The organism is Cellulomonas endophytica (assembly GCF_004123805.1).
GTDB classification, from domain to species: domain Bacteria; phylum Actinomycetota; class Actinomycetes; order Actinomycetales; family Cellulomonadaceae; genus Cellulomonas; species Cellulomonas endophytica.
This window is the reverse complement of the sequence record NZ_RWJX01000010.1, coordinates 64,154-89,791: the sequence shown is the minus strand read 5'-3', so window position 1 is coordinate 89,791 and position 25,638 is coordinate 64,154. Positions and strand designations below refer to the sequence as shown.

At 78.0% G+C, this 25,638-nt stretch carries 17 protein-coding genes; 11 read left to right on the top strand and 6 right to left on the bottom strand.

Annotated features, from left to right (window positions below; translation table 11 throughout):
* Together EJA20_RS05200 and EJA20_RS19070 are read left to right on the top strand one after the other, a co-directional pair.
* Positions 1–2,143, top strand: a 2,143-nt coding sequence (locus tag EJA20_RS05200; protein ID WP_164983836.1) for an acyltransferase family protein, incomplete at its 5' end; no start/stop codon positions are given.
* On the top strand, positions 2,140–4,260 hold the full coding sequence (locus tag EJA20_RS19070) for an acyltransferase family protein (protein ID WP_205687372.1): 2,121 nt from the start codon (positions 2,140–2,142) through the stop codon (positions 4,258–4,260). The genes EJA20_RS05200 and EJA20_RS19070, both read left to right, overlap by 4 nt.
* 29 nt (positions 4,261–4,289) lie before the next feature.
* Here EJA20_RS19070 and EJA20_RS05190 read toward each other — a convergent pair whose 3' ends face one another.
* Positions 4,290–5,333, bottom strand: a complete 1,044-nt coding sequence (locus EJA20_RS05190; RefSeq protein WP_129337097.1) for a glycosyl hydrolase — start codon at positions 5,331–5,333, stop codon at positions 4,290–4,292.
* A 110-nt stretch (positions 5,334–5,443) separates the two neighbouring features.
* On the opposite strand from EJA20_RS05190, the gene EJA20_RS19065 reads away from it, so the two are divergent.
* The 4 genes from EJA20_RS19065 to EJA20_RS05170 are packed head-to-tail and all read left to right on the top strand — an operon-like array spanning position 5,444 to position 11,463.
* On the top strand, positions 5,444–6,142 hold the full coding sequence (locus tag EJA20_RS19065; RefSeq protein WP_205687371.1) for a TetR/AcrR family transcriptional regulator: 699 nt from the start codon (positions 5,444–5,446) through the stop codon (positions 6,140–6,142).
* Positions 6,136–7,866 (top strand): ABC transporter ATP-binding protein, encoded by a 1,731-nt coding sequence (locus tag EJA20_RS05180; protein WP_129337096.1) that lies wholly within the window; start codon positions 6,136–6,138, stop codon positions 7,864–7,866. Before EJA20_RS19065 ends, EJA20_RS05180 begins: the two co-directional genes overlap by 7 nt.
* Positions 7,863–9,899 (top strand): ABC transporter ATP-binding protein, encoded by a 2,037-nt coding sequence (locus tag EJA20_RS05175; RefSeq protein WP_420836403.1) that lies wholly within the window; start codon positions 7,863–7,865, stop codon positions 9,897–9,899. Before EJA20_RS05180 ends, EJA20_RS05175 begins: the two co-directional genes overlap by 4 nt.
* Before the next feature lie 58 nt (positions 9,900–9,957).
* On the top strand, positions 9,958–11,463 hold the full coding sequence (locus EJA20_RS05170; RefSeq protein ID WP_129337095.1) for a gluconokinase: 1,506 nt from the start codon (positions 9,958–9,960) through the stop codon (positions 11,461–11,463).
* Positions 11,464–11,476: 13 nt separating this feature from the next.
* Here EJA20_RS05170 and EJA20_RS05165 read toward each other — a convergent pair whose 3' ends face one another.
* Positions 11,477–11,845, bottom strand: coding sequence for a UBP-type zinc finger domain-containing protein (locus EJA20_RS05165; protein ID WP_129337094.1), 369 nt, complete (start codon positions 11,843–11,845; stop codon positions 11,477–11,479).
* A 265-nt stretch (positions 11,846–12,110) separates the two neighbouring features.
* Here EJA20_RS05165 and EJA20_RS05160 point away from each other — a divergent pair, with 265 nt between their 5' ends.
* Positions 12,111–12,470: a hypothetical protein gene (locus EJA20_RS05160; RefSeq protein ID WP_129337093.1), complete on the top strand. Its 360-nt coding sequence runs from the start codon at positions 12,111–12,113 to the stop codon at positions 12,468–12,470.
* Positions 12,471–12,525: 55 nt separating this feature from the next.
* Here EJA20_RS05160 and EJA20_RS05155 read toward each other — a convergent pair whose 3' ends face one another.
* The gene (locus EJA20_RS05155; RefSeq protein ID WP_129337092.1) at positions 12,526–13,362 is read right to left on the bottom strand and encodes a helix-turn-helix transcriptional regulator; all 837 of its coding nucleotides are present in this window, start codon (positions 13,360–13,362) and stop codon (positions 12,526–12,528) included.
* A gap of 209 nt (positions 13,363–13,571) precedes the next feature.
* Between EJA20_RS05155 and EJA20_RS05150 the strand changes: the two genes are divergently transcribed.
* On the top strand, positions 13,572–14,051 hold the full coding sequence (locus tag EJA20_RS05150) for a cupin domain-containing protein (protein ID WP_129337091.1): 480 nt from the start codon (positions 13,572–13,574) through the stop codon (positions 14,049–14,051).
* 61 nt (positions 14,052–14,112) lie between these two features.
* Here EJA20_RS05150 and EJA20_RS05145 read toward each other — a convergent pair whose 3' ends face one another.
* Together EJA20_RS05145 and EJA20_RS05140 are read right to left on the bottom strand one after the other, a co-directional pair.
* Positions 14,113–15,111: a LacI family DNA-binding transcriptional regulator gene (locus EJA20_RS05145; RefSeq protein ID WP_129337090.1), complete on the bottom strand. Its 999-nt coding sequence runs from the start codon at positions 15,109–15,111 to the stop codon at positions 14,113–14,115.
* Positions 15,112–15,291: 180 nt separating this feature from the next.
* The gene (locus tag EJA20_RS05140; protein WP_129337089.1) at positions 15,292–17,601 is read right to left on the bottom strand and encodes a glycoside hydrolase family 3 protein; all 2,310 of its coding nucleotides are present in this window, start codon (positions 17,599–17,601) and stop codon (positions 15,292–15,294) included.
* Between the two features lie 237 nt (positions 17,602–17,838).
* Between EJA20_RS05140 and EJA20_RS05135 the strand changes: the two genes are divergently transcribed.
* Positions 17,839–18,933, top strand: coding sequence for an FAD-dependent oxidoreductase (locus tag EJA20_RS05135; RefSeq protein ID WP_129337088.1), 1,095 nt, complete (start codon positions 17,839–17,841; stop codon positions 18,931–18,933).
* A 9-nt stretch (positions 18,934–18,942) separates the two neighbouring features.
* Positions 18,943–20,178 carry a serine hydrolase domain-containing protein gene (locus EJA20_RS05130; protein WP_129337087.1) on the top strand — a complete coding sequence of 412 codons (1,236 nt, stop codon included), beginning with the start codon at positions 18,943–18,945 and terminating at the stop codon, positions 20,176–20,178.
* Positions 20,179–20,191: 13 nt separating this feature from the next.
* Here EJA20_RS05130 and EJA20_RS19715 read toward each other — a convergent pair whose 3' ends face one another.
* Positions 20,192–24,595 carry an nSTAND1 domain-containing NTPase gene (locus tag EJA20_RS19715; protein WP_129337086.1) on the bottom strand — a complete coding sequence of 1,468 codons (4,404 nt, stop codon included), beginning with the start codon at positions 24,593–24,595 and terminating at the stop codon, positions 20,192–20,194.
* A 215-nt stretch (positions 24,596–24,810) separates the two neighbouring features.
* Between EJA20_RS19715 and EJA20_RS05120 the strand changes: the two genes are divergently transcribed.
* Entirely contained in the window at positions 24,811–25,614 is an 804-nt protein-coding gene (locus EJA20_RS05120; RefSeq protein ID WP_129337085.1) for a hypothetical protein, read from the top strand.
* The last annotated feature ends 24 nt before the right edge of the window (positions 25,615–25,638 follow it).

Here is a 25,638-nt window from a genome sequence, read left to right as displayed (position 1 = left end):
CGCGCCCCCGCTCGTCGCGGGCGGCGGACCCGGACGCCCCGAGAGCCCTGCCGCCGCGTCCGACGTCCCGCGCGCCCCCGGCGACGACGTCCTCCCCGCCGGCCGCGCCACCGGGCCGCGGCCGGCGCGCCGCCGCGGCCCCTGGCGCACGGACGTGCAAGGGCTGCGCGCCGTCGCGGTCATGCTCGTGGTGCTGTACCACGCGGGCGTCCCCGGGGTCACCGGCGGCTACGTCGGCGTGGACGTCTTCCTCGTGATCTCGGGCTTCCTCATCACGGGGCACCTGCTGCGCGACGTGGAGGCGCACGGCCGCGTCCGGCTCACGCGGTTCTGGGGCGCCCGCGTGCGGCGGCTCCTGCCGCTGTCGACCCTCGTCCTGGTCACGACGCTCGTCGTCGCCCGGCTCTGGGGGTCGCCGTTCCGCCTCCCCGGGCTGGCGGGGGACGCGCTCCTGGCCGCCGTGCACGGCCTCAACTACCGGCTCGCGGGCCAGGGCGTGGACTACCAGCAGGTCGACCGGCCCGAGTCGCCGCTGCAGCACTACTGGTCCCTGGCCGTGGAGGAGCAGTTCTACCTCCTGGCCCCGCTCCTGCTGTCGCTCCTCGTGCTGGTCCCCGCCGCGCGCCGCCGCGCGGCCGCGACCGCCGGGACGCTCCTCGTCGTCGGGGCGTCGCTCTCCGCGTCCGTGCTCGTCACGGCGGCGAACGCGCCGCTGGCGTACTTCTCCCTCCAGACGCGGGCCTGGGAGCTCGGCGTGGGCGCGCTGCTCGCCCTGGGGGCCCGGCACGTGGACCGGCTGCCCGTCGCCGCGGCGCGGGTCCTCGGCCCGGCGGGGCTGGCCGCGGTGGTGGTCCCGGCGTTCGTGCTCGACGAGGCCACCGCCTTCCCCGGCACGGCCGCCCTCTGGCCCGTCCTGGGGACGGCCGCGGTGATCGCCGCGCGCGGCGCCGGGGTCGGCGCGGTGCTGCGGCCGCGGCTCGTGCAGGGCGTGGGCGCCGTCTCCTACGGCTGGTACCTGTGGCACTGGCCGGCGATGGTCCTCGTGCCGGTGCTCCTCGGCCGCGAGCCGGCGTGGTGGGCCCAGCTCGAGGTCGCCGCGATCACGCTCTGGCTCGCGGTGCTGACGTACTGGCTCGTCGAGCGGCCCTGCGCCGTGCTCGTCTGGTCGCCCCGGCGCTGGCTGGCGGTCGGGGCGGCGCTCGTGGCCGCGAGCCTGCTCTCCGCCGCGGCGGTCCTGGCGACGGCGCCCTCCCTCGTCGGCAGCGGCAGCGCCGCCGCGCCGCTGCGGCTCGACGCGGCGTCCGCCGACGGCGTCGCCCGGGCGCTCGCGGACGGGCTCGCCACCCGCGCGGTGCCCGCCAACCTCACGCCGACCCTCGCCGACGCGCCGCGCGACCAGCCCGTCTCGACCGTCGACGGGTGCCACGCCGACTTCCTCGTCGTCGACCAGCCGGACTGCCGCTACGGCGACCCCGGCGGCTACCGGACCCTCGTGCTCGTGGGGGACTCGCACGCCCAGCAGTGGCTGCCGGCGCTCGACGCCGCCGCCCAGGACGCGGGGTGGCGCGTCGTCGCCTGGACGAAGTCCGCGTGCCCCGTGGCCGAGCTCGACGTGTGGTCCGGGCCGCTGGACCGCGCCTACACGGAGTGCACGACCTGGCGCGACGAGGTGCGCGCCCGCGTCGCCGCGCTCGACCCCGACCTCGTGCTCGTGTCTCAGTCCGACACCGTCGTGGGCGACGACGTCGACAACGACGCCTGGGCGGGCGCGACGATCACCGGCCTGGCGGCGCTGGGCGTCGACCCGGAGCGGGTGCTCTACGTCCTGGACACGCCGTACCGCGAGCGGGCGGCGCCGGACTGCCTGGCGGAGCACCTCGACGACGCGCGCGCGTGCACGCAGCCGCTGGAGGGCGTGCACCCCTACCGGGACCGCCAGGGCGTGCTCGGCGACGCGCTCGCCGCCTCGGGCTGGGCGGCCGTCGACCCCACCCCCTGGCTGTGCACGGCGGACGGCTGCCCCGCCGTGGTGGGCGACGTCCTCACCTACCGCGACTCCTCGCACGTGACCGCCGCCTACAGCACCTCCCTCGCCCCGGTGGTGCGGCGCGTCCTCGACGAGCGGCTGGAGGCCCTGCCGTGACCGCGACCCTCACCGGGCCCGGCGCCCCGACGGGCACCGCCCCGGCCGGCGCCGCGACGACCCGCCCCGCCCCGGCCGGGGCGCTGCCCGCGGCCGGCCGCGGCGGGCGCTGGCGCGCCGACGTGCAGGGGCTGCGGGCCGTGGCGGTCCTGCTCGTCGTGCTCTACCACGCGGGCGTCCCCGGCGTCGGCGGGGGCTACGTCGGCGTCGACGCGTTCTTCGTCGTGTCCGGGTTCCTCATCACCGGGCACCTCCTGCGGGACGTCGAGCGGCACGGGCGCGTGCGCCTGCGCGCCTTCTGGGCCGCGCGCATCCGGCGGCTGGCGCCGATGGCGGTGCTCGTCGTCGTCGTCACGGCCGTGGCGTTCCGCGTGTGGGGACCGGTCTTCGCGCTCGAGGCGCTGGCCCGGGACGCGGCGCTGGCGACGCTCAGCCTGCTCAACGTCGCGCTCGCCCTGGACGGCGTCGACTACGGGCAGGCGGGCGGCCCCGAGTCGCCCCTGATGCACTACTGGTCCCTGGCCGTGGAGGAGCAGTTCTACCTCGTGTGGCCGCTGCTGGTGACCGCCTGCGCGGTCCTCGCGCGGCGGTGGTGGCGCCCGGCCGTCGGCGCGGCGCTGGTGCTCGTCGTCGCCGTGTCCTTCGCGGCCTCGGTCGGGGCGGTCGCCACCGGCAGCCCCTTCGCGTACTTCTCCCTGCACACCCGGGCCTGGGAGCTCGGCGTCGGGGGGCTCCTGGCGGTCCTCGCGCCGCTGCTGCCCCGGGTCCCGGGCGCCCTCGCCGCCGCCGTCGGGTGGGCCGGTCTCGCCGCCCTCGTCGCCGCGGGGCTCGTCCTGACCGACCGCACCCCGTTCCCGGGGACGGCGGCGCTGCTGCCCGTCCTGGCGACGGCCGCCGTGCTCGTCGCGGGGGAGGGCGAGCGCGGCCGGCGCCTCGGGCCGACGCGGCTCCTGGCCGCCCGGCCGCTTCAGGGGCTCGGCGCCATCTCCTACGGCTGGTACCTGTGGCACTGGCCCCTGCTCGTGCTGCTGCCGCAGCTCGTGTCGCGCTCCCTGCCGTGGACGACGAACCTGCAGCTCGTCGTCCTGACGGCCTGGCTGGCGACCCTGTCCTTCTGGCTCGTCGAGCGGCCCGCCCGGGCGCTGCGGCTGCCCCCGCGGCGGTGGCTCGCCGTCGGCGCCGTGCTGGCGGCGACGGGCCTCGTCGCCGCCGCCGGCGTGCGGCTGACCGTGCCGGACGTCGTCGGGCGCGGGGCGGTCGTCGTGCCCGTCGAGATCGACGGCGCCGACACCGCGGCCCTGGCGGCCCAGGTCTCGGCCTCCACGGGCACGCGGCTGCTGCCCGCGAACCTCGACCCGGCCCTGGCGGTCGCCCGCGGCGACCAGCCCGACAGCTCCCGCGACGGCTGCCACGCCCCGTACGAGGCCGTCGACCAGCCCCCGTGCGTCTACGGGGACCCCGCCGGGACGCGCACGGTCGTCCTCCTGGGGGACTCGCACGCGCAGCAGTGGCTGCCCGGGCTGGCGGCGGCCGCGGCGACCACGGGCTGGCGGGCGGTGGCGTGGACGAAGTCCGCCTGCTCCGTCGCGGACCTCGAGCTGTGGAACGCCGACCTGCGCCGCACCTACACGGAGTGCCCCGTGTGGCGGGAACGGACGCTGGCGCGCGTCGTCGCCGCCGCCCCGGACCTCGTCGTCGTGTCGCAGTCCGACACCGTCCCGGGCGAGCAGGTCGGGCCGGCCGAGTGGGGCGAGGCGACGGCCCGCTCCCTCGCGGTGCTGCGCGACGCGGGGATCCCGGTCGTCCTGCTGCTGGACACCCCGTACCCGGGCCTCGACGTGCCCGAGTGCCTCGCCGACCACCTCACGGACGTCGGCGCGTGCGCCGTGGCGCGCGAGGACGTGGTCCCCTACGAGGAGCGGCGCGCCGCGATCGAGGACATGGCGGCGGGGATGGGCGTGACGGCCGTCGACCCCGCGGACTGGATGTGCACCGCCACGACGTGCCCCCCGGTCGTGGGGAACCGGCTCGTGTACCGGGACATCTCCCACATCACGGCGACGTACAGCACCTGGCTCGCGCCGATGCTCGAGCCGCTGGTGCCGGCCGGGGGCTGAGGGGCGAGCGCTCCGCGGGTCCCGCGCCCCTAGCCGGCGAGCCGGCGCAGGAAGGCGGCGGAGGCGGCGGGGAAGGCCGTGCCGCTGCCGCGCAGGTCGTGCTTGAGGTCGGCGGAGTCGGGGCTGGCGAAGTAGGTGGCGAACTCCACGCCGCTGCGGGGGTCGTCGATCCAGTCGAGCATCCGCTCGACGAAGTACGCGTTGTCGCCGCCGCCGTGGCCGTCGAGGCGCCAGGTCGCGCCCCACTCGCTGACGCCGAGCGCGACGCCCTGCGCGCGGGCGAAGGCGGACCAGTGCGTCAGCCCGCGCGAGCCGCAGCCGAGCTGCCCCCACACCGTGCGGCGGGCCACCTCGGGCGTGGTGCCGGACGGCGACGGGTACCAGTACCAGTGGGCGTCGTACACGTCGACGGAGACCGCGTCGGCGTACGCGGCGCCGGGCCACGCCCGCTCGGCGGGCACCGCCAGGTCGCCGACGCCCGGGCTCCACAGGAACCGCAGCCGCTGGCCCGGGACGGAGCGCATCGCGGTGACGAGGCTGCGGAAGCAGCCGACGTAGGCGTCGGGGTCGGCGGCCGCGGACCACCGGTACCAGTGCCCGTTCATCTCCCAGCCCGGACGGATGTCCGTGTCGGCCCGGCCGGAGCCGACGACGACCCGCGCGATCGCCCGCCAGTGCTCGTCGTACTCGCCGCGCGCGCAGGCCTGGAGGGTCGCGCCGCCCTCGGCGGGGAGCATCGGCACGGACAGCTCGAGCCGCGCGGGGGTGTCACGGTAGGCGTCGAGCACCCACTGGATGCGCGTCATGGCGAACCACGTGGTGTCGGGCAGGAAGTCCAGGACGCGGCCGAGGGGTCGGCCCGTGAAGGCCTCCCAGCTGCGCGCGCCGGCCGCGCCCTTGGCGCCGGGACCGGTGTAGACGCCGTTCTGGGCGGGGACGCCCGTGCGGGCGGGGTCGGCGGCCGCCGCGGCGGCGGGGGCCGTGGGGCCCAGCGCCACGAGCGCGACGAGCAGCGCCGCCAGCACCGCCAGGGCGGCGGGGGGGCGGACGGTCGGCGTGCGGCGGGCGCGCATGGTGCTCCTCGGGTCGGGTCCCGACCACCCCAACGGCACGGCGGGGGTCCGTCTGAAGCACGGACGGCGAGGGCGTTGCGAGTGAGCACTCACTCACCTAGCGTCGGCCCGTGCCCGACCGCGCCCCTCGCATGACCCGCGACGAGCGGCGCGCCGCCGTCGTGACGGCCACCGTGCCGCTGCTCGCCGAGCTCGGGGCGGACGTCACGACGCGGCGCATCGCCGAGGCGGCGGGCGTCGCCGAGGGCACGCTGTTCAAGGCGTTCGACGACAAGACGGAGCTGCTCCTGGCGGCCGCCCGTGCCGCGATGGACCCGGCCCCGACGGTGGCGGCCGTGGCCGCGCTGCCGGACGCACCGCTGGAGGAGCTGCTCGCCGGCATCGCGCGGGTGCTCCAGGAGGGCATGCTCGAGCGGATGCGCACCATGGGTGCGGTCCGGACGATCGTCGCCGCGGCCCGCCGGGCGGAGCACGCGGCGGACCGGGCGCAGGGGCGGGCGCCCGAGGCGGAGGGCGGCCGGCGCGGGCCGCACGAGGAGCACGTGCTCGCGCTCCTGCGCGGGACCGCCGACCGGCTCGAGCCCCACGCGTCCGCCCTCGGCGGAAACGCCTGGACAGCCGCGCGGGTCCTGCTCAACCTGGCCGTGGGTCTCGGCCCGCCCGGCATGGCCGGGGTGGGACTGCTCCCGCCCGAGCTCGTCGCCGCGGTGGTCGTGCGCGGCCTGCGTCCCGACCCGGCCCCCGGGCCGCACCCGGCGTCCGCGCCGCCCGTCCCCGACACCGCCGTCCCCGGAGGCCCCCCGTGCTGACACGACTGCTCCGGGTGCACCTGCGCCCCTACCGCGGCGCGGTCCTCGTGGTCGTGCTGCTCCAGGCCGCGCAGGCGCTGGCGAACCTCTACCTGCCCACGCTCAACGCGCGGATCATCGACCGGGGCGTCGTGCTGGGGGACACGGGCTACGTCGTGCGCACGGGCGGCGTCATGCTCGCCATCACCGTGGTGCAGGTGCTCACGGCGGTCGTCGCCGTGTACGTCGCGGCGCGGGTGGCCATGTCCGTCGGCCGCGACCTGCGCGCGGCGGTGTTCGCCCGCGTGCAGGAGTTCTCCGCGCAGGAGGTGGGCCGCTTCGGGGCGCCGTCGCTCATCACGCGCGAGAGCAACGACGTCCAGCAGGTGCAGATGCTCGTGATGATGGGGCTGGCGTTCCTCGTCGCGGCGCCGGTGACGCTCGTCGGCGGCGCGGTCATGGCCGTCCGCGAGGACGCCCGGCTCTCGCTCGTGCTGCTCGTCGTCGTGCCCGTGCTGCTCGTCGTGCTCGGCTTCACCATCCGGGCCATGCGGCCGCTCTTCGCCTCCATGCAGACGCGCATCGACGCCATCAACCGGGTCCTGCGCGAGCAGATCACGGGGATCCGCGTCGTGCGGGCCTTCGTGCGCGAGGACGCGGAGGCGGCCCGCTTCGCCGTGGCCAACGACGCGCTGCACGACGTCGCCGTGGCCGTCGGCAAGCTCATGTCGCTCATGTTCCCGGTGGTGATGCTGGTGCTGAACGTGTCGAGCGTCGCGGTCATCTGGTTCGGCGGGCAGCGCATCGACGCCGGCCAGATGCAGGTGGGGTCGCTGACCGCCTTCCTCTCCTACCTCATGCAGATCCTCATGGCGGTCCTGTTCTCCACGATGCTGCTCATGATCGTGCCGCGCGCGGAGGTCAGCGCCGGCCGCATCGGCGAGGTGCTGGCCACGGAGCCCTCGATCCTGCCGCCGCCGGGCGGGGGGCGGCCGTTCGTCGCCCGCGGCGGCGTCGAGCTGCGCGGCGTCACCTTCGGCTACCCCGGCGCGGAGGAGCCCGTCCTGCACGACGTGAGCCTGCTCGCCGGGGTCGGCACGACGACGGCCGTCGTCGGCGCGACGGGCGCGGGCAAGACGACCCTCGTCGGCCTCGTGCCGCGCCTGTTCGACGCGACGGGCGGGACCGTGCTCGTCCACGGCGTCGACGTCCGCGAGCTCGACCCGCAGGCGCTGTGGGCGACGATCGGGCTCGTGCCGCAGCGGCCGTACCTCTTCTCCGGCACCGTCGGGTCCAACCTGCGCGTGGGCAAGGGCGACGCCACCGAGGAGGAGCTGTGGCACGCGCTCGAGGTGGCGCAGGCCGCGGGCTTCGTCCGGGAGCTCGGGGGGCTGGACGCGCCGGTCGCGCAGGGCGGCACGAACGTCTCCGGCGGGCAGCGCCAGCGCCTCGCGATCGCGCGGGCGCTCGTCCGGCGGCCGGCGGTCTACCTCTTCGACGACGCGTTCTCCGCGCTCGACGTCGCGACGGACGCCGCCCTGCGCGCCGCGCTCGCGCCCGAGACCCGGGACGCCACGGTCCTCGTCGTGGCGCAGCGGATCAGCACGGTGCGCTCCGCGGACCGGATCGTCGTCCTCGACCACGGCCGCGTCGTCGGCACGGGCACGCACACGGAGCTCATGGCGAGCAACGACACGTACCGCGAGATCGTCCTGTCCCAGGTGAGCGTGGAGGAGGCGGCGTGAGCACCACGACGCGCGCACGGACGGCCCCGCCGGCCCCGCAGGGCCCGCCGGGCCCGCAGGGCCCGCAGCGGCCCATGGGCGGCCGCGGGCCGATGGGCGCCATGACGGGCGGTCCCGTCGCGCGGGCGATGGACTTCCGCGCCTCGCTGCGCCGGCTCACCGGCACGCTGCGGCCCGAGCGCCCCGTGCTCCTCGTCGTGCTCGTGCTCACGGCCGTGAGCGTCACGCTGAGCACCTTCGGCCCGCGCGTCCTCGGCCGTGCCACGGACGTCGTCTTCGAGGGGGTCGTCGGCCGCCGGCTGGGGGAGGCGTTCCCCGCCGGCACGACGAAGGCCGAGGCGATCGCGGCCCTGGAGGCCTCGGGCGACACCGCGCAGGCCGACCTCCTGCGGCCCATGGACGTGGTGCCGGGACAGGGGGTCGACGGGGGCCGGCTGGGCCAGGTGCTCCTCGTCGTGCTCGGCCTCTACGTCCTGGCGTCGGCCTTCGGCTACGTCCAGGGCCTGCTCACCACGCAGCTCGTCCAGCGCACCGTGCACCGCATGCGCCGCGACGTGGAGAGCAAGCTCGGGCGCCTGCCCCTGGCGTACTTCGACCGCAACGCCCGCGGCGACGTGCTCTCCCGGGTCACCAACGACATCGACAACGTCGCGCAGACGATGCAGCAGACCCTCAGCCAGCTCATCACCTCGCTGCTGACGATCGTCGGCGTGCTGGCGATGATGGTGTGGATCTCGCCCCTGCTTGCCGTCGTCGCGCTCGTGACGGTGCCGGTGTCGGCGTGGGTGACCGTGCTCATCGCGAAGCGGTCGCAGCCCCAGTTCGTCGAGCAGTGGGCCTCGACGGGCCGCGTCAACGCGCAGGTGGAGGAGATGTTCACGGGACACGCGCTCGTGAAGGTCTTCGGCCGCCAGGAGGCCGTGGCGCAGGCGTTCCGCGAGGAGAACGACCGGCTCTACGCCGCCTCCTTCCGCGCGCAGTTCATCTCGGGTGCCATCCAGCCGGCGATGATGTTCATCTCCAACCTCGGCTACGTCGTCGTGGCGGTGGTCGGTGCGCTGCAGGTGGCCGGCGGCGCGATGACCCTGGGCTCCGTCCAGGCGTTCATCCAGTACTCGCGGCAGTTCACGCAGCCCGTGACGCAGGTCGCCTCCATGGCCAACCTCCTGCAGTCCGGGGTCGCCTCCGCCGAGCGGGTGTTCGAGCTGCTCGACGCGGACGAGCAGAGCCCCGACCCCGAGCCGGCGGCGCCCGTCGTGACGCCCGTGCGCGGGCGTGTCGCGTTCGAGGGCGTGTCCTTCCGCTACGACCCGCAGACCCCGCTCATCCACGGTCTGGACCTCGTCGCGGAGCCCGGGACGACCGTGGCGGTCGTCGGGCCGACGGGCGCCGGCAAGACGACGCTCGTCAACCTCCTCATGCGGTTCTACGAGGTCGATTCCGGCCGCATCACGCTCGACGGCGTCGACACCGCGGCCATGCGCCGGGCCGACCTGCGCTCGCGGGTGGGGATGGTGCTGCAGGACACCTGGCTGTTCGGCGGGACGATCGCGGAGAACATCGCCTACGGCACGGGGGCCGACGCCGGTCCGGACGGGCCGGACCGGGAGCGGATGCTCGCCGCCGCCCGCGCCACCTACGTCGACCGGTTCGTGCACGCGCTCCCGGACGGGTACGAGACCGTCATCGACGAGGAGGGCGGCAACGTCAGCGCGGGGGAGAAGCAGCTCATCACCATCGCGCGCGCGTTCCTGGCCGACCCGGCGCTGCTCGTCCTCGACGAGGCCACCTCCTCCGTCGACACCCGGACCGAGGTGCTCGTGCAGCACGCGATGAACGCCCTGCGGGCGAACCGCACCTCGTTCGTCATCGCGCACCGCCTGTCGACCATCCGCGACGCCGACGTCATCCTCGTGATGGAGCGCGGCGCGATCGTCGAGCAGGGCTCGCACGCGGACCTCCTGGCGGCCGACGGCGCCTACGCCCGCCTGTACCGGTCGCAGTTCGCGGCGCCGGTGGCCGAGGAGGCGTAGCGCGGGCGCCGCCCGGCGTCGTGGTGCGGCCCGCCGTCCGGGCCCCGACGATGGGGGCATGACGCGACCGGCCGACGACGTCCCGCTGCACGCGGCGCAGGACCCCCTCGTCGTGGCGCTCGACGTGGGCTCGACGGCGAGCCGCGGCGGGGTGCACGACGCGACGGGCCGTCCCGTGCGCGGGCTGCGCCACAAGGTGCCGCACGCCTTCACCACCGCGCCCGACGGGACGTCCGTCATCGACGCCGACCAGGTGGTCGACGAGATCGCCACGGTGCTCGACGCCGTCACGGCCGACCCCGCCCTGGGCACGCGCGTCGCGGGCGTCGCCCTCGACACCTTCGCCGCCTCCCTCGTCGGGGTCGACGCGGCCGGTCGCGCCCTGACCCCGTGCCTCACCTACGCCGACTCCCGGTGCGCGCCCGACCTCGTCGAGCTGCGCGCGCTGCTCGACGAGGCCGCCGTGCAGGACCGCACGGGCGTCCGCCTGCACACGAGCTACCACGCCCCGCGGCTGCGGTGGTTCGCCCGGACGGAGCCCCGCACGGCCGCGGCGGTGCGGGGGTGGTGGTCGCTGGGGGAGCTCGTGCTGGCCCGGCTCGTCGGGACGCCAATGGCGGGCACGTCGACGGTGGCGTGGACGGGGCTGCTCGACCGGCGGACCGGGGCCCTCGACGCCGAGCTGCTCGAGGCGGCGGGCGTCGGGCCGGACCTCTTCTCGCCGCCGCGCGACCCCGACGCGCCCGTCGCCGCGGCGGCGCCGTCCCGGTGGCCCGCCCTCGCCCGGGCGGTGTGGTTCCCCGTCGTCACGGACGGGCTCGCCAGCAACCTCGGCGCCGGCGCGCACGACCCCTCGGTCCTCGCCGCCGCGACCGCGACCAGCGGGGCCCTGCGGGTCCTCCTCGACGGCCCGGCGGACCCCCTGCCCGCGGGGCTGTGGAACTACCGGGTCGACGCACGCCGGACGCTGCTCGGGGGCGCCGTCAACGACGTGGGCCGGGCGGTGAGCTGGGCGCAGGCGACGCTGCGCCTCGGCGACGACCCGGGCGCGGTGCTCGCGGCCGACCCCTCGGCGGCCACGCCGCTCGTGCTGCCGTACCTCACGGGCGAGCGCGCCCCGGGCTGGGTGGGCGACGCGCGTGCGGTCCTCACCGGCGTCTCGGCCTCGACCGACGCGGACGCCCTGCTGCGCGGCCTGCTCGTGGGCGTCGCCATGACCTACGCCCGCGTGGCCGACGAGCTGGGGCCGCACGTCCCGGCGGACGCGCAGGTGGCCGCCGCCGGCCGGGTCAGCAACGACCTGCCCGGCTGGCTCCAGGTGCTCGCCGACGTCCTCGGACGGCCCGTCACGCACGTCACCCGGTCGCGGGCGACGCAGCGCGGCACCGCCCTGCTCGCGCTCGAGGTGCTCGCGCCGGACGTGCCGCGGGCCCCCCGCACGACGGGGGCCACCCTCGAGCCCGTCGCGGCCCGTGCGGACCACTACGCCGAGCGGCGGGCGCGCTTCGACGCCGTGTACGACGCCGTGCTCCGCCCCGGGGGACCAGCGGCCACCGCGCCCTGACCCCGGACCGCCCTCAGCGCGGGGCGTCGAGGCCGGCGCGTCGCCGCACGTCGGCCGGCAGGCGGTCGAGCGGGCCCGGCACCGTCTGCCCCTCCGGTCGGCTCGTCGGCGGCGCGAGGGCCGGACCGTCGAACCCCGTGCCCTCGGCGTAGTCCCAGAACCAGTCCTCGCCGGGCTCGAAGCTCTGCATGGCGCGGTGCCCGGTCGCCCCCCAGTGCGCGGTGGCGTGCGTGCCGGGGGAGTCGTCGCAGCACCCCACGTGCCCGCACAGCGCGCAGCGGCGCAGGTGCACCCACCAGCCGCCCGTCGCCTCGCACTCCGCGCAGCCGGTGCCGGACGGGGGGACGGTCGCGTCGACGGACTCCTCCAGCGGGACGGTCATGCGGGGAGTGTGGCCTCGCGGGGACCCGCGCGGCCACCCCCGGCGGTCGGGAACCGGCCCGTGCCCGTCAGGGCCGGTCGCGGGACCGGGTGCGCGCGGGGCGTGGGAGGGGCCCGTCCCGCGGGTTCACCCGGCCGGTGGGCCCTGGCACCCTGGGCGCCCCGGGCGCCCGTCCCTAGCGTGCGCCGGGGGCGACGCCGCCCGGACCGGTGCGGCGACCGCAGAGCCGGCCGCGGACCCGCCCCGACGCGGCCGAGGGGGACCCATGACCGCCCAGCGCACCCGGACCCGTCGCAGCACCCGCACCCGCACCCGTGCCCGCGCGACGGCCGCCGCCGTCCTGGCCCTGGGGGCCGTGCTCGCCACCGCCCCGGGCGCGTCGGCGAAGACGCCCGGGGTGAACGACCCGGCGTACTGGGAGTTCGGCGGGGTGTACGCCTGCTCGCACGAGGAGCGGCCGTTCGGCACCTCGTGGCTGAAGCCCGACGGGACCGCGTTCGTCGTGATCCGCGCGGGCGGGGAGCTGTTCGTCAGCGACCTGGGCGACTCCAACGACGGCGACCGCACGTACACGTTCGACAAGCGGATCCGCAGCGTGATCACCTGCCAGTTCACCGACGCCTGAGCCGTCGCGCACCACCGGCCCGGCGGGGGACGTCCCCCCGCCGGGCACCCGGCGCTCAGGCGCCGACGAGCCGGACGGCGCGGTGGCCCTGCCGGGGCGTGGGGATGCCCAGGGCGGCCCGCGGCGCCGGGAGGACCCCGGACTCCTGGCCGACCCGCACGGCGCTGACGCGGTCGCGGACACCGAGCTTGCGGTAGGCGCGCTCCAGGTGCTTCTCCGCCGTGCGCGGCGCCATGCCGAGCGCGTGCGCGATGCCGGCGGCGGTCCGGCCCTCCGCCGCCAGCAGCAGCACCGCGCGCTCCCGCTCGGTGACCGTCGCCGCGTCCGGCGCCGCGGCGTGCGGGGCGAGCACGCGGGCCTGGAGCCGCAGGACGCGCAGGAACCCCTGCACGAGGGACGCCAGGAGCAGGTCGTCGTCCGCGAAGTCCCGCGTGCCGGGACGGGCGAGGACGAAGGCCTCGTGCTCCCGGCCGGCCACCATTACCGGCAGGGCGAGCTGCTGGCGGATGTCGAGCGTCTCGAGGACCTCCAGGACGGCGGGCGTGCCCGGTCCCGCGACGCGGTCGAGGGGGACGCGCCCGAGCGACTGGGGCTGGACGGTGCCCGTCATGCCGAACCACCGCAGCAACGGGTGGTGGTCCAGGAGGTCCGGGTGGGTCGCGACGGCGAGCTGCACCGCGTCGAGGACGGGGAGCCGGTCCCGGTCGACGGTCCACAGCGTCAGCGCGTGGCGCCCGTCCGGCTCGCGCCGGTTGAGCGAGACGGACTCCGCCCCGAACCCCGACGTGAGGAGCGCGGCGATGCGGTCCGTGTCGCCGCCCGCGGCGGGCGACAGCAGGAGGTCCTCCGTGAGCTCGGCCCAGGTGCGCACCCGGGCCTGCAGCCGGTGCATGTCCGGAGCGTAGGACCGGGTGCGGGCCCGTGACCAGGGGGGAGGGGGGCCTCCCCGCCGTCACGCCCGTCGCGGGGCCCGATGGGTGTCCGCTCCCGGTGCGGTCGGGGACGTACGCAGTCCTACGCAGCGGGGGCAGCTCGGGGCCGGGGCGGCGGGATGCTCGGTGCCGGGGCGGCCGGCCGGGCCGCCGGGAGGGGGAGGTCGTCGTGGACCGTCGCATCGGGGTCGCCCTGGGAGCCGTCGCCGTCCTGGCGGGCGGTGCCGTCGCCGGGGCCGCCGTCGCGTCGCCGGGCTCGGGGGACGTGGTGCAGAGCACGCCCGTCGTGGGGCTGCTCGACGGCTCGGGGGAGCACCCGAGGCTCAAGGTGCGCCAGGACGGCGTGCGTCTGGACCTGGACGTCGAGACCCGGGTCGCCTCGTTCCGGCTGACCTACCCGCCCGGGGCCTTCTCGGGCTGGCACGCGCACCCGGGCATCGTCGTGGTCGTGGTGCAGGCCGGGGAGGTCGAGCGCCGCACGCCGTGCACCGTCGAGACGTTCTCCGTGGGCGAGGCCTTCACCGAGGTCGGTGCCCACCACGTCAGCAACCCGTCCGCCACGGTGCCGGCCGTCCTGGAGATCACCCGGGTCTACCCGGCGGACGCGACGCAGGCGCGCATCGACCTGCCGGTCCCGGACTGCCCGTAGGGCCGGGCGGGAGGGCGGGCGCCGCCGGGCGGCGCCGCCGGGCTGGCGGCCACGCCGACCGTCAGCGCCGCGCGGTGGAGGCCCGGGCGACGAGCACCAGGGAGTCGGCGCCGGCGACCGCGTCCTCCTCGGACGGTCGCCCGAGGCGCCCGAGGACGACGCGGGCCGTGGTGCGGCCGCGCAGCGCGGGGCGCAGGTCGACGGTGCTCAGGGGCGGCGTCGCGAAGCGGCTCGCGACGAGGTCGTCGGCCCCCACGACCGCGAGCCGCCCCGGCACGTCGACCCTCCGCTCGCGCAGCCCCGCGAGGAGGGCGAGCGCGACGTCGTCGTTGTAGGCGGCGACCGCGTCGACCGCGGCCGCGCCGGTCCAGCGGTCCACGGCGGCGACCGCACCGGCGACGTCGAGCGGGACGACGTGCGCGTCCGGCGGCCCCACGCTCGCGCGGGTGCAGACCTCCCGGACGCCGGTGACCCGCAGCGCCGCGATCCGGGCCAGCGACGGGTCCTCGGGCAGCGCGTAGCCGAGGCGCCGGTACCCGCACCCGAGCAGGTGCTCCGCCTGCGCCGTCCCGACCGCCAGGTGCAGGCCGTGGCTGCCGAGGAGCCCGGGGTGGTCCTGGGTGGTGTCGACGACGACGACCCCGTCGTCCTCGAGCCGGCGCGTGCTCCCCCCGTCCAGCCCCGCCAGCGTGACGACCGCCGCGGGGGCGAGCTCGCGCGCGAGGTCCACGGTCGCCTGCGCCGTGGTGTGGCGGCGGACGACGGCGGTCATGCCGTGCCGGTCCAGCGCCTCCACGAGGGCGTCGGTGTAGAGGGACAGGGCCGGTCCGACGGGCGTCGGCGGCAGGAGGAGCACCACCCAGTCGCTGCGCCCGCGGCGCAGGACGCGGGCGGCCGCCGAGGGGCGGTAGCCCAGCTCCGCCACGGCGGCGTGGACCCGGGCGCGCGTCGCCGGCGGGATCGTCTGGCCCGGGGTGTCGTTGAGGACGTAGCTCACGGTGCTGCGCGACACCCCGGCGCGCCGGGCCACGTCGTGCGACGTCACGCGTCCGCCGGTCATCGCCGCGCCCCTCGTGGTCCTCGTCGTCGCGGGACCGCCGACCCGCCCGTCCTGCGTCCCTCCGCCGCGACCGTGCGGCGGGGGAGCGCCCGATGATCGCACCCCCGGCCGGTGCCCGACGGCAGGACGGGGCCGTGCGCCGACCCTCGTCGGCCCACGGCCCCGTCCTCGTGGCAGGGGTCAGGACAGGCTGTCCACGACCGCCTCCGCCTCCTGCCGGAGCACCCGCTCCGCCTCCTCGCTCACCCGGCTGGCGCCGGGGGGCGCGTCGAGACGTCCGACGAAGCGCTCGAGCTCGCGGACGGCCGCCTCCGTGCGGCCGCGGTCGAGGTACCGCTGGGCGGCGTCGGCGTGCACGGCCAGGAGGTGCGCCACGGGCCCGCGCACCTCGTCGGAGGCGTGGAGGGCGGCGAGGTCGTCCCTCAGGTCGGCGATCGTCGGGGCCGCGTAGTCCAGCCCGTGCCCGACCGCGAACAGCGGGTCGGCGGAGTCGTCGGGGACGTCGGCGAGCTGCGCCCGCACGGCCTCCATGGACGACGGCAGCTCGAACGGCAGGCGCCCCCCGGGGCGGCGCTCGCCTGCCACGGTCTCCATGAGCACCTCGTCGGAGACGCCGTACGCGCCCAGGACGGCCGCGGCCCGGTCGGCCACGTCCGTGAGGACCAGCGGGCGGTCGAGCTTCGGGACGGCGACGGTCGGCACGCCCGCGTCGACGGCCGCCTGCAGCGCGGCGTGGTCGGCCTCCTGGCCGGTCCAGCCGAGGTCCGTGAGGTCGGCCCCGCCGCGCGGGTCCGCCAGGCGGACGACCGCGAGGTCGGCGTCGGCCACGCTCTCGACCACCGTGTAGCCGACCGCCTCGGCGGCCGCGGCGGAGACGCCGGAGAGCCACACGGCCGGGGTGCTCGCCGGCTCGGCGGGCAGGACGTCGTCCGTGTTGGTGAGCAGCGTCAGCGAGGCGGCCTGCGCGGCGTCGCCGACGGCCGTGAAGGCCTCGCTGCCGGCGACGGTGGCCGCAGCAGCCGCGTCGACGAAGGGGTTCTCGAACAGGCCGAGCTCCACCTTCTGCTGCAGCACGCGGTGGGCCGAGTCGTCGACGACGGCCTCGTCGAGCAGGCCCGCCCTCACCGCCTGGACGACGTAGGACGGCTCGTTCGAGCCGCCCACCTGGTTCACGCCGGCGTTGAGCGTGAGCGCGAACCGGTCGAGGACGGTGCTGTCCTCGACGCCCCACGGCATGCCGGCGCCCCACGGCCCGACGAAGAACGCCGGCGGCCGGTTGGCCCGGCACTCCGCCGGGCAGTCCCCCGTGATGCCCCAGTCGGAGACGATGACGCCGTCGAAGCCGTACTCGCCGCGCAGCAGGTCCTGCAGCAGGTACTCGCTGAAGCCGGCGCCGGTCTGCTCGACCGCGGTCCCCTCGTGCACGAGGTCCCGGAGGATCGAGTACGTCGGCATGATCCCCGACGTGCCGGCCGCGAAGGCGCCCTCGAAGGGGACGAGGTGCGCGTCGAACCCGCCGCCCGGGAAGGTGGCGTAGCGGCCGTAGTAGTAGTGGCTGTCGTAGCCGTTCTCCTGCGCGCCGTAGCCCGCCCAGTGCTTCGTCACGGTCGCGACGGAGCCGGGGTGCAGGCCGGTGGTGCCACCCTGCAGCCCCGTCACGTACGCCTGGACCATGGCCCTCGCGCGTCCGGGGTCGGAGCCGAAGGTGCCGTTGATCCGGGTCCACCGCGGCTCGGTGGCGATGTCGGCCTGCGGGGACAGGCCCTCGGTGAGGCCGACCGCCCGGTACTCCTGGCGGATGATGTCGCCGAGCCTCTCGACGAGCGCCGGGTCGCCCGTGGCGGCCATGCCGATCTCGTCCGGCATGGCCGTGGTGCCCACGCGGGCAACCGTCTGGCCGGCCGTGACGGAGAACCCGTTGCGCGGGTCCGACGAGATGACGACCGGGATGCCGAGCGGCTGCTGCTCGGCGATCTCCTGGACGAGGTTGTTCGCGGTGGCGAGCGCGGTCGGCGGGGCCGACAGCCGGGTGATGAACGTCGTGACGTGCCGGGCGCCGACGAGGTCCGTCGTCGCGGCCACGTCGTAGGTGCTGCCCGCGGCGGGGAGCGTGCCGTGCACGAGCAGGCCGGCCTTCTGCTCCAGCGTCATGCGCCCGACGAGGTCGTCGGCGCGCCGGGTCGGCGTCAGCCGCCAGTCCTCGTACGGCGTCAGGGCGCCGTCCCGGTCGAGGTCGCGGAACGTCAGCCCGTCGACCGTGAGCAGGGGGACGGACCGCGACGAGAGCACCGGCTGCTCCACGTCGGCCGCGGACGCGGGTCCCGCCAGGCCGGCGGCCGCCGAGCCGCAGAGCAGGCCGACGACGGCGAGCCCGGTGCCGGCGCGGCGGCCGCGCCGTGCGCGTCCCGGGGCTCGGACCGGGGCTCGGCCGGGGGTGGGGCGGGGTGCCGGGGCCGGGGCGGCGGCAGGGGTGGGCAGGTCAGGGCGCATGCGTTCCTCCTCGAACGGCGTCGCGACGACACGGTGGAATGCTCACACGTGTCAGTAGCACTCTAGGGGGCGTCGAGAGCCCCCGCCAGACCGCGCCCGCGCGCCGGCACCGCACGGCCCGGCACGGCCCGGCACGGCCCGGCCCGGCACGGCCCGGCACGGCCCGGCACGGCACGGCCCGGCACGGCACGGCCCGGCCCCGCGGAAGATCGCCGGCCGTGGCGGCGTTCCGGCGTCGTGGAGCCCGTCCTGCAGTCCGTCGTCGTCGGTGCCGGTCAGGCCGGGCTGTCCGCGGCGCACCACCTCCTCCGCCTCGGGCTGCGGCCCTGGGAGGACGTGCTCGTGCTCGACGCCAACGCCGCGCCCGGCGGCGCCTGGCAGCACCGGTGGCCCTCGTTGACCATGACGGACGTGCACGGCGTGGCGGCGCTGCCGGGCGCGGAGCCGCCCGTGCCGTCGGACCGGCCGGCGCGCCGCGTCGTGCCCGACTACTTCGCCCGCTACGAGGGGTCGGGCGGCCTGCCCGTGCTGCGGCCGGTCCGGGTGACGGCCGTGGCGGACGCGACCGGGACGGATGCCGACGAGGGGCCTGGCGTGCTGGAGGTGCGCGCGGGCGGTCGCCGCTGGCTCACCCGGACCCTCGTGAACGCGACCGGCACCTGGGAGCGGCCCTTCGTCCCGCACTACCCCGGCGCGGGGACGTTCGCGGGCCGCCAGCTGCACACGCGGGACTACCGCGGCGCGGCGGAGCTGGCGGGCCGGCACGTCGTGGTCGTCGGGGGCGGCGCCTCGGCGGTGCAGCTGCTCGCGGAGGTCAGCGAGGTCGCCACCACGACGTGGATGACGCGTCGGCGGCCCGTCTGGCGCACCACCCCGTTCACGCCCGACGAGGGACGTGCGGCCGTGGCGCTCGTCGAGCGGCGTGTGCGGCAGGGGCTGCCGCCGCAGAGCGTCGTCGCGGTGACGGGGCTGGCGCTGCGCCCCCAGGAGGCGGCGGCCGCGGCGCGCGGCGTCTACCGGCGTGAGCCGGTGTTCGTGCGCCTCGTGCCCGAGGGCGTGGTCCGCGCCGACGGCTCCGTGCTGCGGGCCGACGTGGTCCTGTGGGCGACGGGGTTCCGCCCGGACGTCGGCCACCTGGGCCCGCTGCACCTGCGCTCGGCCGAGGGCGGCATCGCCCTCGACGGCACCACGGCGGTGCGGGACCCGCGCGTCCAGCTCGTCGGCTACGGGCCCTCCGCCAGCACGATCGGTGCGAACCGGGCCGGCCGGACCGCGGCCCTGGGGGTCGTGCGGCACCTGCGGGCCCTGGTCGCGCCGCACCCCGAGGGCTAGCGTCGCGGGATGGACGCGGAGAGGGCGCGGGACCTGCTCGTGGAGGGGTGCGCCCGCCGCCGCGTGCCCGGCGCCCAGCTCGGGCTGCTCCGGGGCGACGACCGCGTGGTCCTGTGCGCCGGGACCGTGAGGGACGGGGCCGGCGCGCCGGTCACGCCCGCCACCGCCTTCCACGCCGGGTCCCTCGCGAAGTCCCTCGCCGCGGCCGTGGTCCTCGGCGCGGCCCGGCGCGGCGACCTCGACCTCGACCGGGCCTGCGGCGAGCAGGCGGACGGCCTGGGGCCCGACAGCCCACGGGCGCTCCTGTCCCAGACGTCCGGGCTGCCGGAGGCGCTCCCGGGGCTCGACGAGCCGCTGGAGCCGTTCGTCGCCCGCGTGCTGCGGATGCCGCGCCTGCACGCGCCCGGGCGCTTCGCCTACTCCAACGCGGGCTGGTCGGTGCTGGACCTGCTCCTGCAGCGCCGCACCGGTCACTCCTTCGAGGAGGTGGCCGCGAGGGTGCCCGGGCAGCGGTTCGGGCGGCCGGAGGGCGCGGCGGACGGGCACGCCGTGTCCGCGGCGGGGGACCTGCGCCCGGCGGTCTCCGACGCCGGCCCGGCGGCCTCGGCGGCGGGGTCGCGCTGGTGGGCCACCGCGGACGAGCTGCTCGACCACGCCCGCCGGCACCTGCGGGGCGGGGAGGGGGTCGTCCACCCCGACGACGTCGCGCAGATGCAGCGGCGCCACGCGGACATGCCGGGCGCCACGGTGGCCGACGGCTGGGGACTCGGCTGGGCGGTCTGGGACCGGGGCGGGCACCACGCGTTCGGCTGGGCCGGCTACACCGGCGGGCACCGCTCCTACCTGCGGTGCTTCCCGGGGCAGGACGCCGCGCTCGTCCTGCTCACCAACGCGGCCGGCCCGCTGCTCGGCCCGCCCGGCGGGAGCGCGCTCTTCGACGAGCTGCTGCCCGACCTCCTCGGGCTGCTGGGCGTGCCGCCCCTGCCGCCGCCGTCGTTGCCGGGCCCCGGCCACCCGACCGAGGCGCTCGCGGGGCAGTTCGGGCCGCTGCGCGTGCAGGCGCAGGACCCGGACACCTTCCTCCTGCACGCCGCCGCCTTCGGCGAGGGGGAACCGCTGCTCCACCACCGGCTGACCGCGGACACCTTCGTCCGGGCCGACGGGCTCCCGGGCGGCATGGCCCTGGCGCTGGAGGCCGACCGGCTCTCCCTGGGCCCGTTCGCCCTGCCCCGCACCGGCGACTGAGGGCCGGCGCGCCTCACCCGCCGCCGCACGCCGGGGCGGGCGGCAGGCCGGGCGCGACGACGTGCCACTCCTGGCCGGTCAGCTCGCGCCCCACGACGGCGCAGGCCTGCGCCACGAGGTCCTCCGGGGCCACCGGCCAGACCAGGACGCCCCGGTCCTGCGTCAGCGTGACGAGGCTGCGGCCGTCGTCGAGGGACGCCACGGCGACGGCGGCGCCGGGCACGGGCGCGCCGAGGCCCAGGCCCACCCCGGGCCCGCCGTCGGGGTCGACCGGGCGGAGCGCGACGGTCCCCGCGCCGCCCGCCACCACGGCGCCCGCGTCCGAGGTGAAGGCCAGCGCGTCCACCGCGCCCCCGGGGACGGCGTCCCAGGTCCACCGCACCTCCCACGTACCGGTGTCCCAGAGGACGACCCGTCCGCTCTCCGAGCCCCCCGCCAGCCACCGCCCGTCGGGGGAGAAGGCGAGCGGCAGCACCGCACGGTCGTCACCGCCGGGAGGCACGAGGTCCCGCACCCGGGTACCCGTCCGCAGGTCGCCGACCTCGACGTGCCCGCCGGCCACCCCGACGGCGACGAGCCGCGCGGTGGCGTCGGACGCCACGGACACGGCGTCCGCGCGCGTCCGATACCCCGGGCTGCCCGCCACGGGCCCACCGGTGCGCACGTCCCAGACGAGGACGGTCCGCAGGTCGGCGGTGACGAGGGAGCGGCCGTCGCCCGAGAAGGCCGGCGCGGCGGTGACGTAGTCGGCCGTCAGCGCGACCCGGGCCGGGAGCACCCGCCGACCGGCCACGTCGACCACCTGGATCTCGCCCCGCGAGGACCCCGGCCACCGGACCGTGAGCAGCGCGACGGACCGGCCGGAGGGGTCGACGACGAGGTGCGCGGGGGCGCCGACCGGGTCGAGGGGGACGACGGACGACGTCCCGGTGCGCACGTCGAGGAGCTCCAGCGCCTCGTCGGGCAGCAGCCGCGCCGCCGTGGAGCCGTCCGCGGCCACCACGCCGTTGGGCGCGCGGAAGGGTCCGAACGGCCCGGCCGGCGCGGCGGGTGCGGCCGTGCGGACCGCGCCCCGGGTGCCGGTGAGGTCCCAGGCCAGCACCGCGCCGTCGTACCCGCTCGCCAGGAGGGTGGAGCCGTCGGCGGCGTGGACCACCTGGCTCACCGTGCCCGTGTGACCCTGCAGCGCCGGGAGCTGGGCGAGGGTGGCCGCGTCCCACCGGACCACCGTGCCGCGCCGGGTGGCGGCGGCGAAGGAGCGGCCGTCGGGTGCCCAGTCGAGGTCCTCGACCCCGGCGCCCGGGTCCGACGGGACGCCCCGACGCGCACCGGTGACGAGGTCGAGGTGCTCCACGCCGCCGCCGGCCCGGGCGAGGACGAGGGCCGTGCCGGTCGGGTCGACGGCCACCCTCGTCGCGCCGTCCTCGTCGGCGGACAGGACGACCCGGCCGGTCCCGGTCTCCCACACCGTCACGCGCCCGGCCGCCGTCGGGTCGGCCGCGGCCAGGAACCGCCTGCCCGGCGAGGCGTCGAGGACCGCGGCGTCCCCGACGGGCAGCGCGACGCCGTCGACCACCTCCGCCCTCCCGGTCGACACGTCGACCCGGCGGGCCCGGCCGTCGGCGCCGGCCGTCACGACGGTCCGGCCGTCCGGGGCGAAGCGCGCCCCGGTGAGGCCCGGGCCGGGCCACGTGCGCACGGTGGGTCCCGGCCGGGCGTGGAGGTCGACGACGGTGAGCTGTCCCCGGAAGTCGTACACCGCGGCCGGCACCGGGATGCCGACGACCGCGACGAACCGGCCGTCGGGGCTGAGGTCGAGCGAGGACACCGCGACCTGGGTGAGCCCGCGCACGGCCGGCGCCCGCGTGCCGGACGCGAGGTCCCACACGTGGACCGTCCCGGCGCTGCCGAGGCCCACCAGCGTCCGGCCGTCGTCGCTCACGGCGAGCGCGAGCAGGCGGCGGCCCGTGCGGTACAGCGCGGTCGCCTCCGGGCTGCGGTGCACCGTGCGCAGCAGCGCGGCGTACGACGCGGGGGAGGCGTCGACCCGGTACGCCTGGGCCGCGTGCAGGAGCGCGAGGTCCCACCGGTCCTCCCCGAGCGCCGCCGCCCGCAGCGCGCGCACCTCCGCGGCGACGGCGAGGCGTGCGGAGGCGTCGCGCTGGTCGAGGGCGGCCCAGCCGGCGCCGAGCGCGGCCACGAGCGCGACGGCCAGCCCGGCGGCCAGGGCGCGGAGCCTGCGGTGCGCCCGGCGACGGGCGGCGGCGTCCGCGTCCGCCCGGTCGCGGCCGGCCCGCAGGAAGTCCCGCTCGGCGGTGGTCAGGTCCTCCTCGTGCTCGGCCAGGAGGTCGAGGGCGACGGCCAGCCGGGGACCGCGGTACAGCTCGGCGGGGTCCCGGCCGGCGGCCTGCCACGCCGCCGCGGCGGGCGCGAGGTGCCGGCGCACCCGTCGCCCCGCGGCGCTGTCGTCGAGCCAGGCGCGCAGGCGTGGCCAGTCCCGCAGCAGGGCCTCGTGCGCGACCTCGACGTGCGCGGCCGAGACCGTCAGCAGCCGCCCGGCGGCCAGGGCGTCGAGCGCGGCCCGCGCGTCGGGGTCCCCGTCGACGGCGAGCTCGGCCAGGGGCGCGCGGCGCCGCACGGGCTCGCCGGCCTCGTCGACGTCGACCAGCCGCAGGAGGACCCGGCGGGCGTGGGCCCTCGAGCCCGGCGGCAGCGGTGCGTAGGCGGCCTCGGCGAGCGTCGCGACGGCGGCACGGACCCCGCCCGACCCCCGGTAGTCCGCGAGGGACAGCCGGCGGCCGTCCCCGCGCTCCCACAGGGCGAGGAGCGCCGTGGACATCGGCGGCAGCCCGCCGGGCTCCCCGGCGACGTCGGCGACGAGGGCGTCGGCCAGGCCCGGGTCGAGGGTCAGGCCGGCCGCCGCGGCGGGCACCTCGACCGCCTCGCGCAGCTCGTCGGGCGAGAGGGCCCCCACCAGCACGGTGTTCGCCGCGACGAGCTCGGCCAGGTGCGGGTGGGCGAGCACGTGCGCGTACCGGTCGGCCCGCAGGGTCACGACGACGGCCACCCCGTCGCGGTCCGCGCACGCGACCACCCACGCGGCGTAGGCGACCTGCGCCTCCGGGCCGAGGGCCGTGAACATCTCCTCGAGCCCGTCGACGACGAGGACCGTCCGTCCGCCGGGCGCGGGGGCGACGTCCGGGACGTCCCGGGCGGGCGTCGTCACCACGACGCGCCACCGCTCGCTGCCGGGGAGCACCCCCCGGCGCACCGCCGCGACGAGGCCCGCGCGCACGACGGAGGACTTGCCGCTGCCGGACGGCCCGACGACGGCGAGCAGCGGGGTGCCCACGAGCCGCGCCACGAGCCGCGCCACGAGGCGGTCGCGTCCCGCGAAGTACGGGGCGTCGTCGACGTCGTAGGGCGCGAGCCCCTTGAACGGGCAGGGGCGCCGGCCCTGGTCCGGGGGCGTCGGCGCCGGCTGCGGCGACCGCACGCGCGCGAGCCCCGCGACGCCCTCCGCCACCTCGTCCCGGGAGCGCGCCAGACGCCGGCGCGGCTCCGGGATCGCCTCCGCCGCCACGCGGATCCGCTCGGCGAGGAGCCGCTCCGCGTCGGCCCGCAGCGCCGGGTCGTGGGCGAGCACCCGCGCGTGCAGCAGCTGCAGCTCGTCGCCCGGCTCCACCCCGAGCTCCTCGACGAGGGCCGCCCGCGCCCGCGCGAACGCGCGCAGCGCGTCCGCCTGGCGCCCGGACCGGTACAGGGCCGTCATGAGCTGCGCCCGGAGGCGCTCGCGCAGGGGGTGCTCCGCGACAAGGGTCTCGAGGTCGGCGACCAGGTCCGGCCCGCCGCCGAGGGCCAGCTCCGCCGCGGCCCGGTCCTCCAGCGTCGCGAGCCGCAGCTCGGCCAGCGCGGTGCGCTCCGCGACGGCGAAGGGGGCGTCGAACTCGGCGTACGCGTCGCCGCGCCAGAGCGCGAGCGCGTCCCGCAGGCTCGCGGCGGCCAGGTCCGGCCGGCCGGCGTCCCGTTCGCGGTGGCCGCGCCCGACGAGCGCGCGGAAACGGCTCGCGTCGACCTGCTCCGGGTCCACCGTGAGGACGTACCCGGGCCGTCGCGTCACCACCGTGCCGCCGACGCCGTCGGGGAGCCCCCGGCGGAGGCGGGACACGTACGAGGTGACCGTGCTCCCCGCGCCCCCCGGCGGGTGCTCGCCCCACAGCCCCGCGACGATCGAGGCGACGGGGAGCACGCGTCCCGGCGTGGTGAGCAGCAGGGCCAGGACCGCCCGCTCCTGCCGTCCGGCGACCGGCACGGGCAGCGCCCCCAGGTGCACCTCGAGCGTCCCGAGCACGCCGAACGTCGGCGCGGCGTCGACCGGCGCCGCGTGCGACCCAGCCGGCGTGCCGCCCGCGTCCATGGCAGGGCCAGCGTCCCGCCCTGCCGGGGCCCGCGGCAAGGCCCCTGCGCCACCGGCCCGCGGACCTTCGGCGACCCGGCTCCCGGTCCGGGGCGGCGGACGTCGGCGGTCCGTCGGCGGTCCGTCACCGCCCCGTCGGGCCGGCCGGGCAGCGTCGGTGGCACCCGCCGGGGGAGCAGCGCCCGGCGTCCCGGCACCACCGTCAGGAGGACCCCATGTCCCGCACGACGCAGTCTCCCGACAGCCCCCGGAGGGCGACACCCCCGCCCTCCGGCGCCGGCGCGCACCGGCCGGCCCGCCGCCGCCGCGCGGCCCTCGCCCTCGCCGCGACCGTGCTCGTGGGCGCGGCGGCCGCCGGGTGCACCGACGGCACGGGCGCCGGCTCCTCCTCGGCGCCGACCGCCACCACCCCCCCTGCCGGCGAGGACGCCGTGCCGGCGCTGGCGGACCAGCCGTCCGGGGTGCCGCTCGGGGCGGGCCGGTACGTCGTGCGTCCCTTCGACGCCGTGCTCCCGCTCCCCGCCGACCCCGTGCTCGAGGTGCCGGCGGGGTACCTCCCCCTCGACGGGGCCGGGATCCGCGACGACGGCGACGGGGACCCGAGAGCGCTGACGTTCTGGGACGTCCGGGCCGTCTACACCCATCCCTGCGCCGCGGACGGGTACCCCGAGGACGTCGGGGCCTCCGTCGCCGACCTCGCCGCGGCCCTCGCCGCCCAGCCCCTGCGGGAGGCGACGGCCCCGGTCGCGGTGACCGTCGGGGGCTACGACGGCCTGTACCTCGAGCTCGGGACCCCCGCGGACCTCGACCTCGCGACCTGCCGCGACGGCTACTTCCACACCTGGCCCGGCCGGTCCGACCGCGTCCCGGGGGCGACGGACCTGGTGTGGGTGCTCGACGTCGAGGGCCGGCGGCTGACGGTCGACCTGTCCCTCCCGCCGTCGGCGACGGCCGAGCAGGTCGAGGCGCTGCGCGCGGTGGCCGCGGCCACGACGTTCGTCCGTCGTGACGGCTCCTGAGGCACGGCCCGGCGGGGCCGCCGA

Coding starts and splice junctions, on each gene's coding strand:
- EJA20_RS05190 (WP_129337097.1), bottom strand. CDS start 5,333: ATGCGCGCCCGCCGCACGCCGACCGTCCGCCCCCCCGCCGCCCTGGCG.
- EJA20_RS05170 (WP_129337095.1), top strand. CDS start 9,958: ATGACGCGACCGGCCGACGACGTCCCGCTGCACGCGGCGCAGGACCCC.
- EJA20_RS05165 (WP_129337094.1), bottom strand. CDS start 11,845: ATGACCGTCCCGCTGGAGGAGTCCGTCGACGCGACCGTCCCCCCGTCC.
- EJA20_RS05160 (WP_129337093.1), top strand. CDS start 12,111: ATGACCGCCCAGCGCACCCGGACCCGTCGCAGCACCCGCACCCGCACC.
- EJA20_RS05155 (WP_129337092.1), bottom strand. CDS start 13,362: ATGCACCGGCTGCAGGCCCGGGTGCGCACCTGGGCCGAGCTCACGGAG.
- EJA20_RS05145 (WP_129337090.1), bottom strand. CDS start 15,111: ATGACCGGCGGACGCGTGACGTCGCACGACGTGGCCCGGCGCGCCGGG.
- EJA20_RS05140 (WP_129337089.1), bottom strand. CDS start 17,601: ATGCGCCCTGACCTGCCCACCCCTGCCGCCGCCCCGGCCCCGGCACCC.
- EJA20_RS05130 (WP_129337087.1), top strand. CDS start 18,943: ATGGACGCGGAGAGGGCGCGGGACCTGCTCGTGGAGGGGTGCGCCCGC.
- EJA20_RS19715 (WP_129337086.1), bottom strand. CDS start 24,595: ATGGACGCGGGCGGCACGCCGGCTGGGTCGCACGCGGCGCCGGTCGAC.
- EJA20_RS05120 (WP_129337085.1), top strand. CDS start 24,811: ATGTCCCGCACGACGCAGTCTCCCGACAGCCCCCGGAGGGCGACACCC.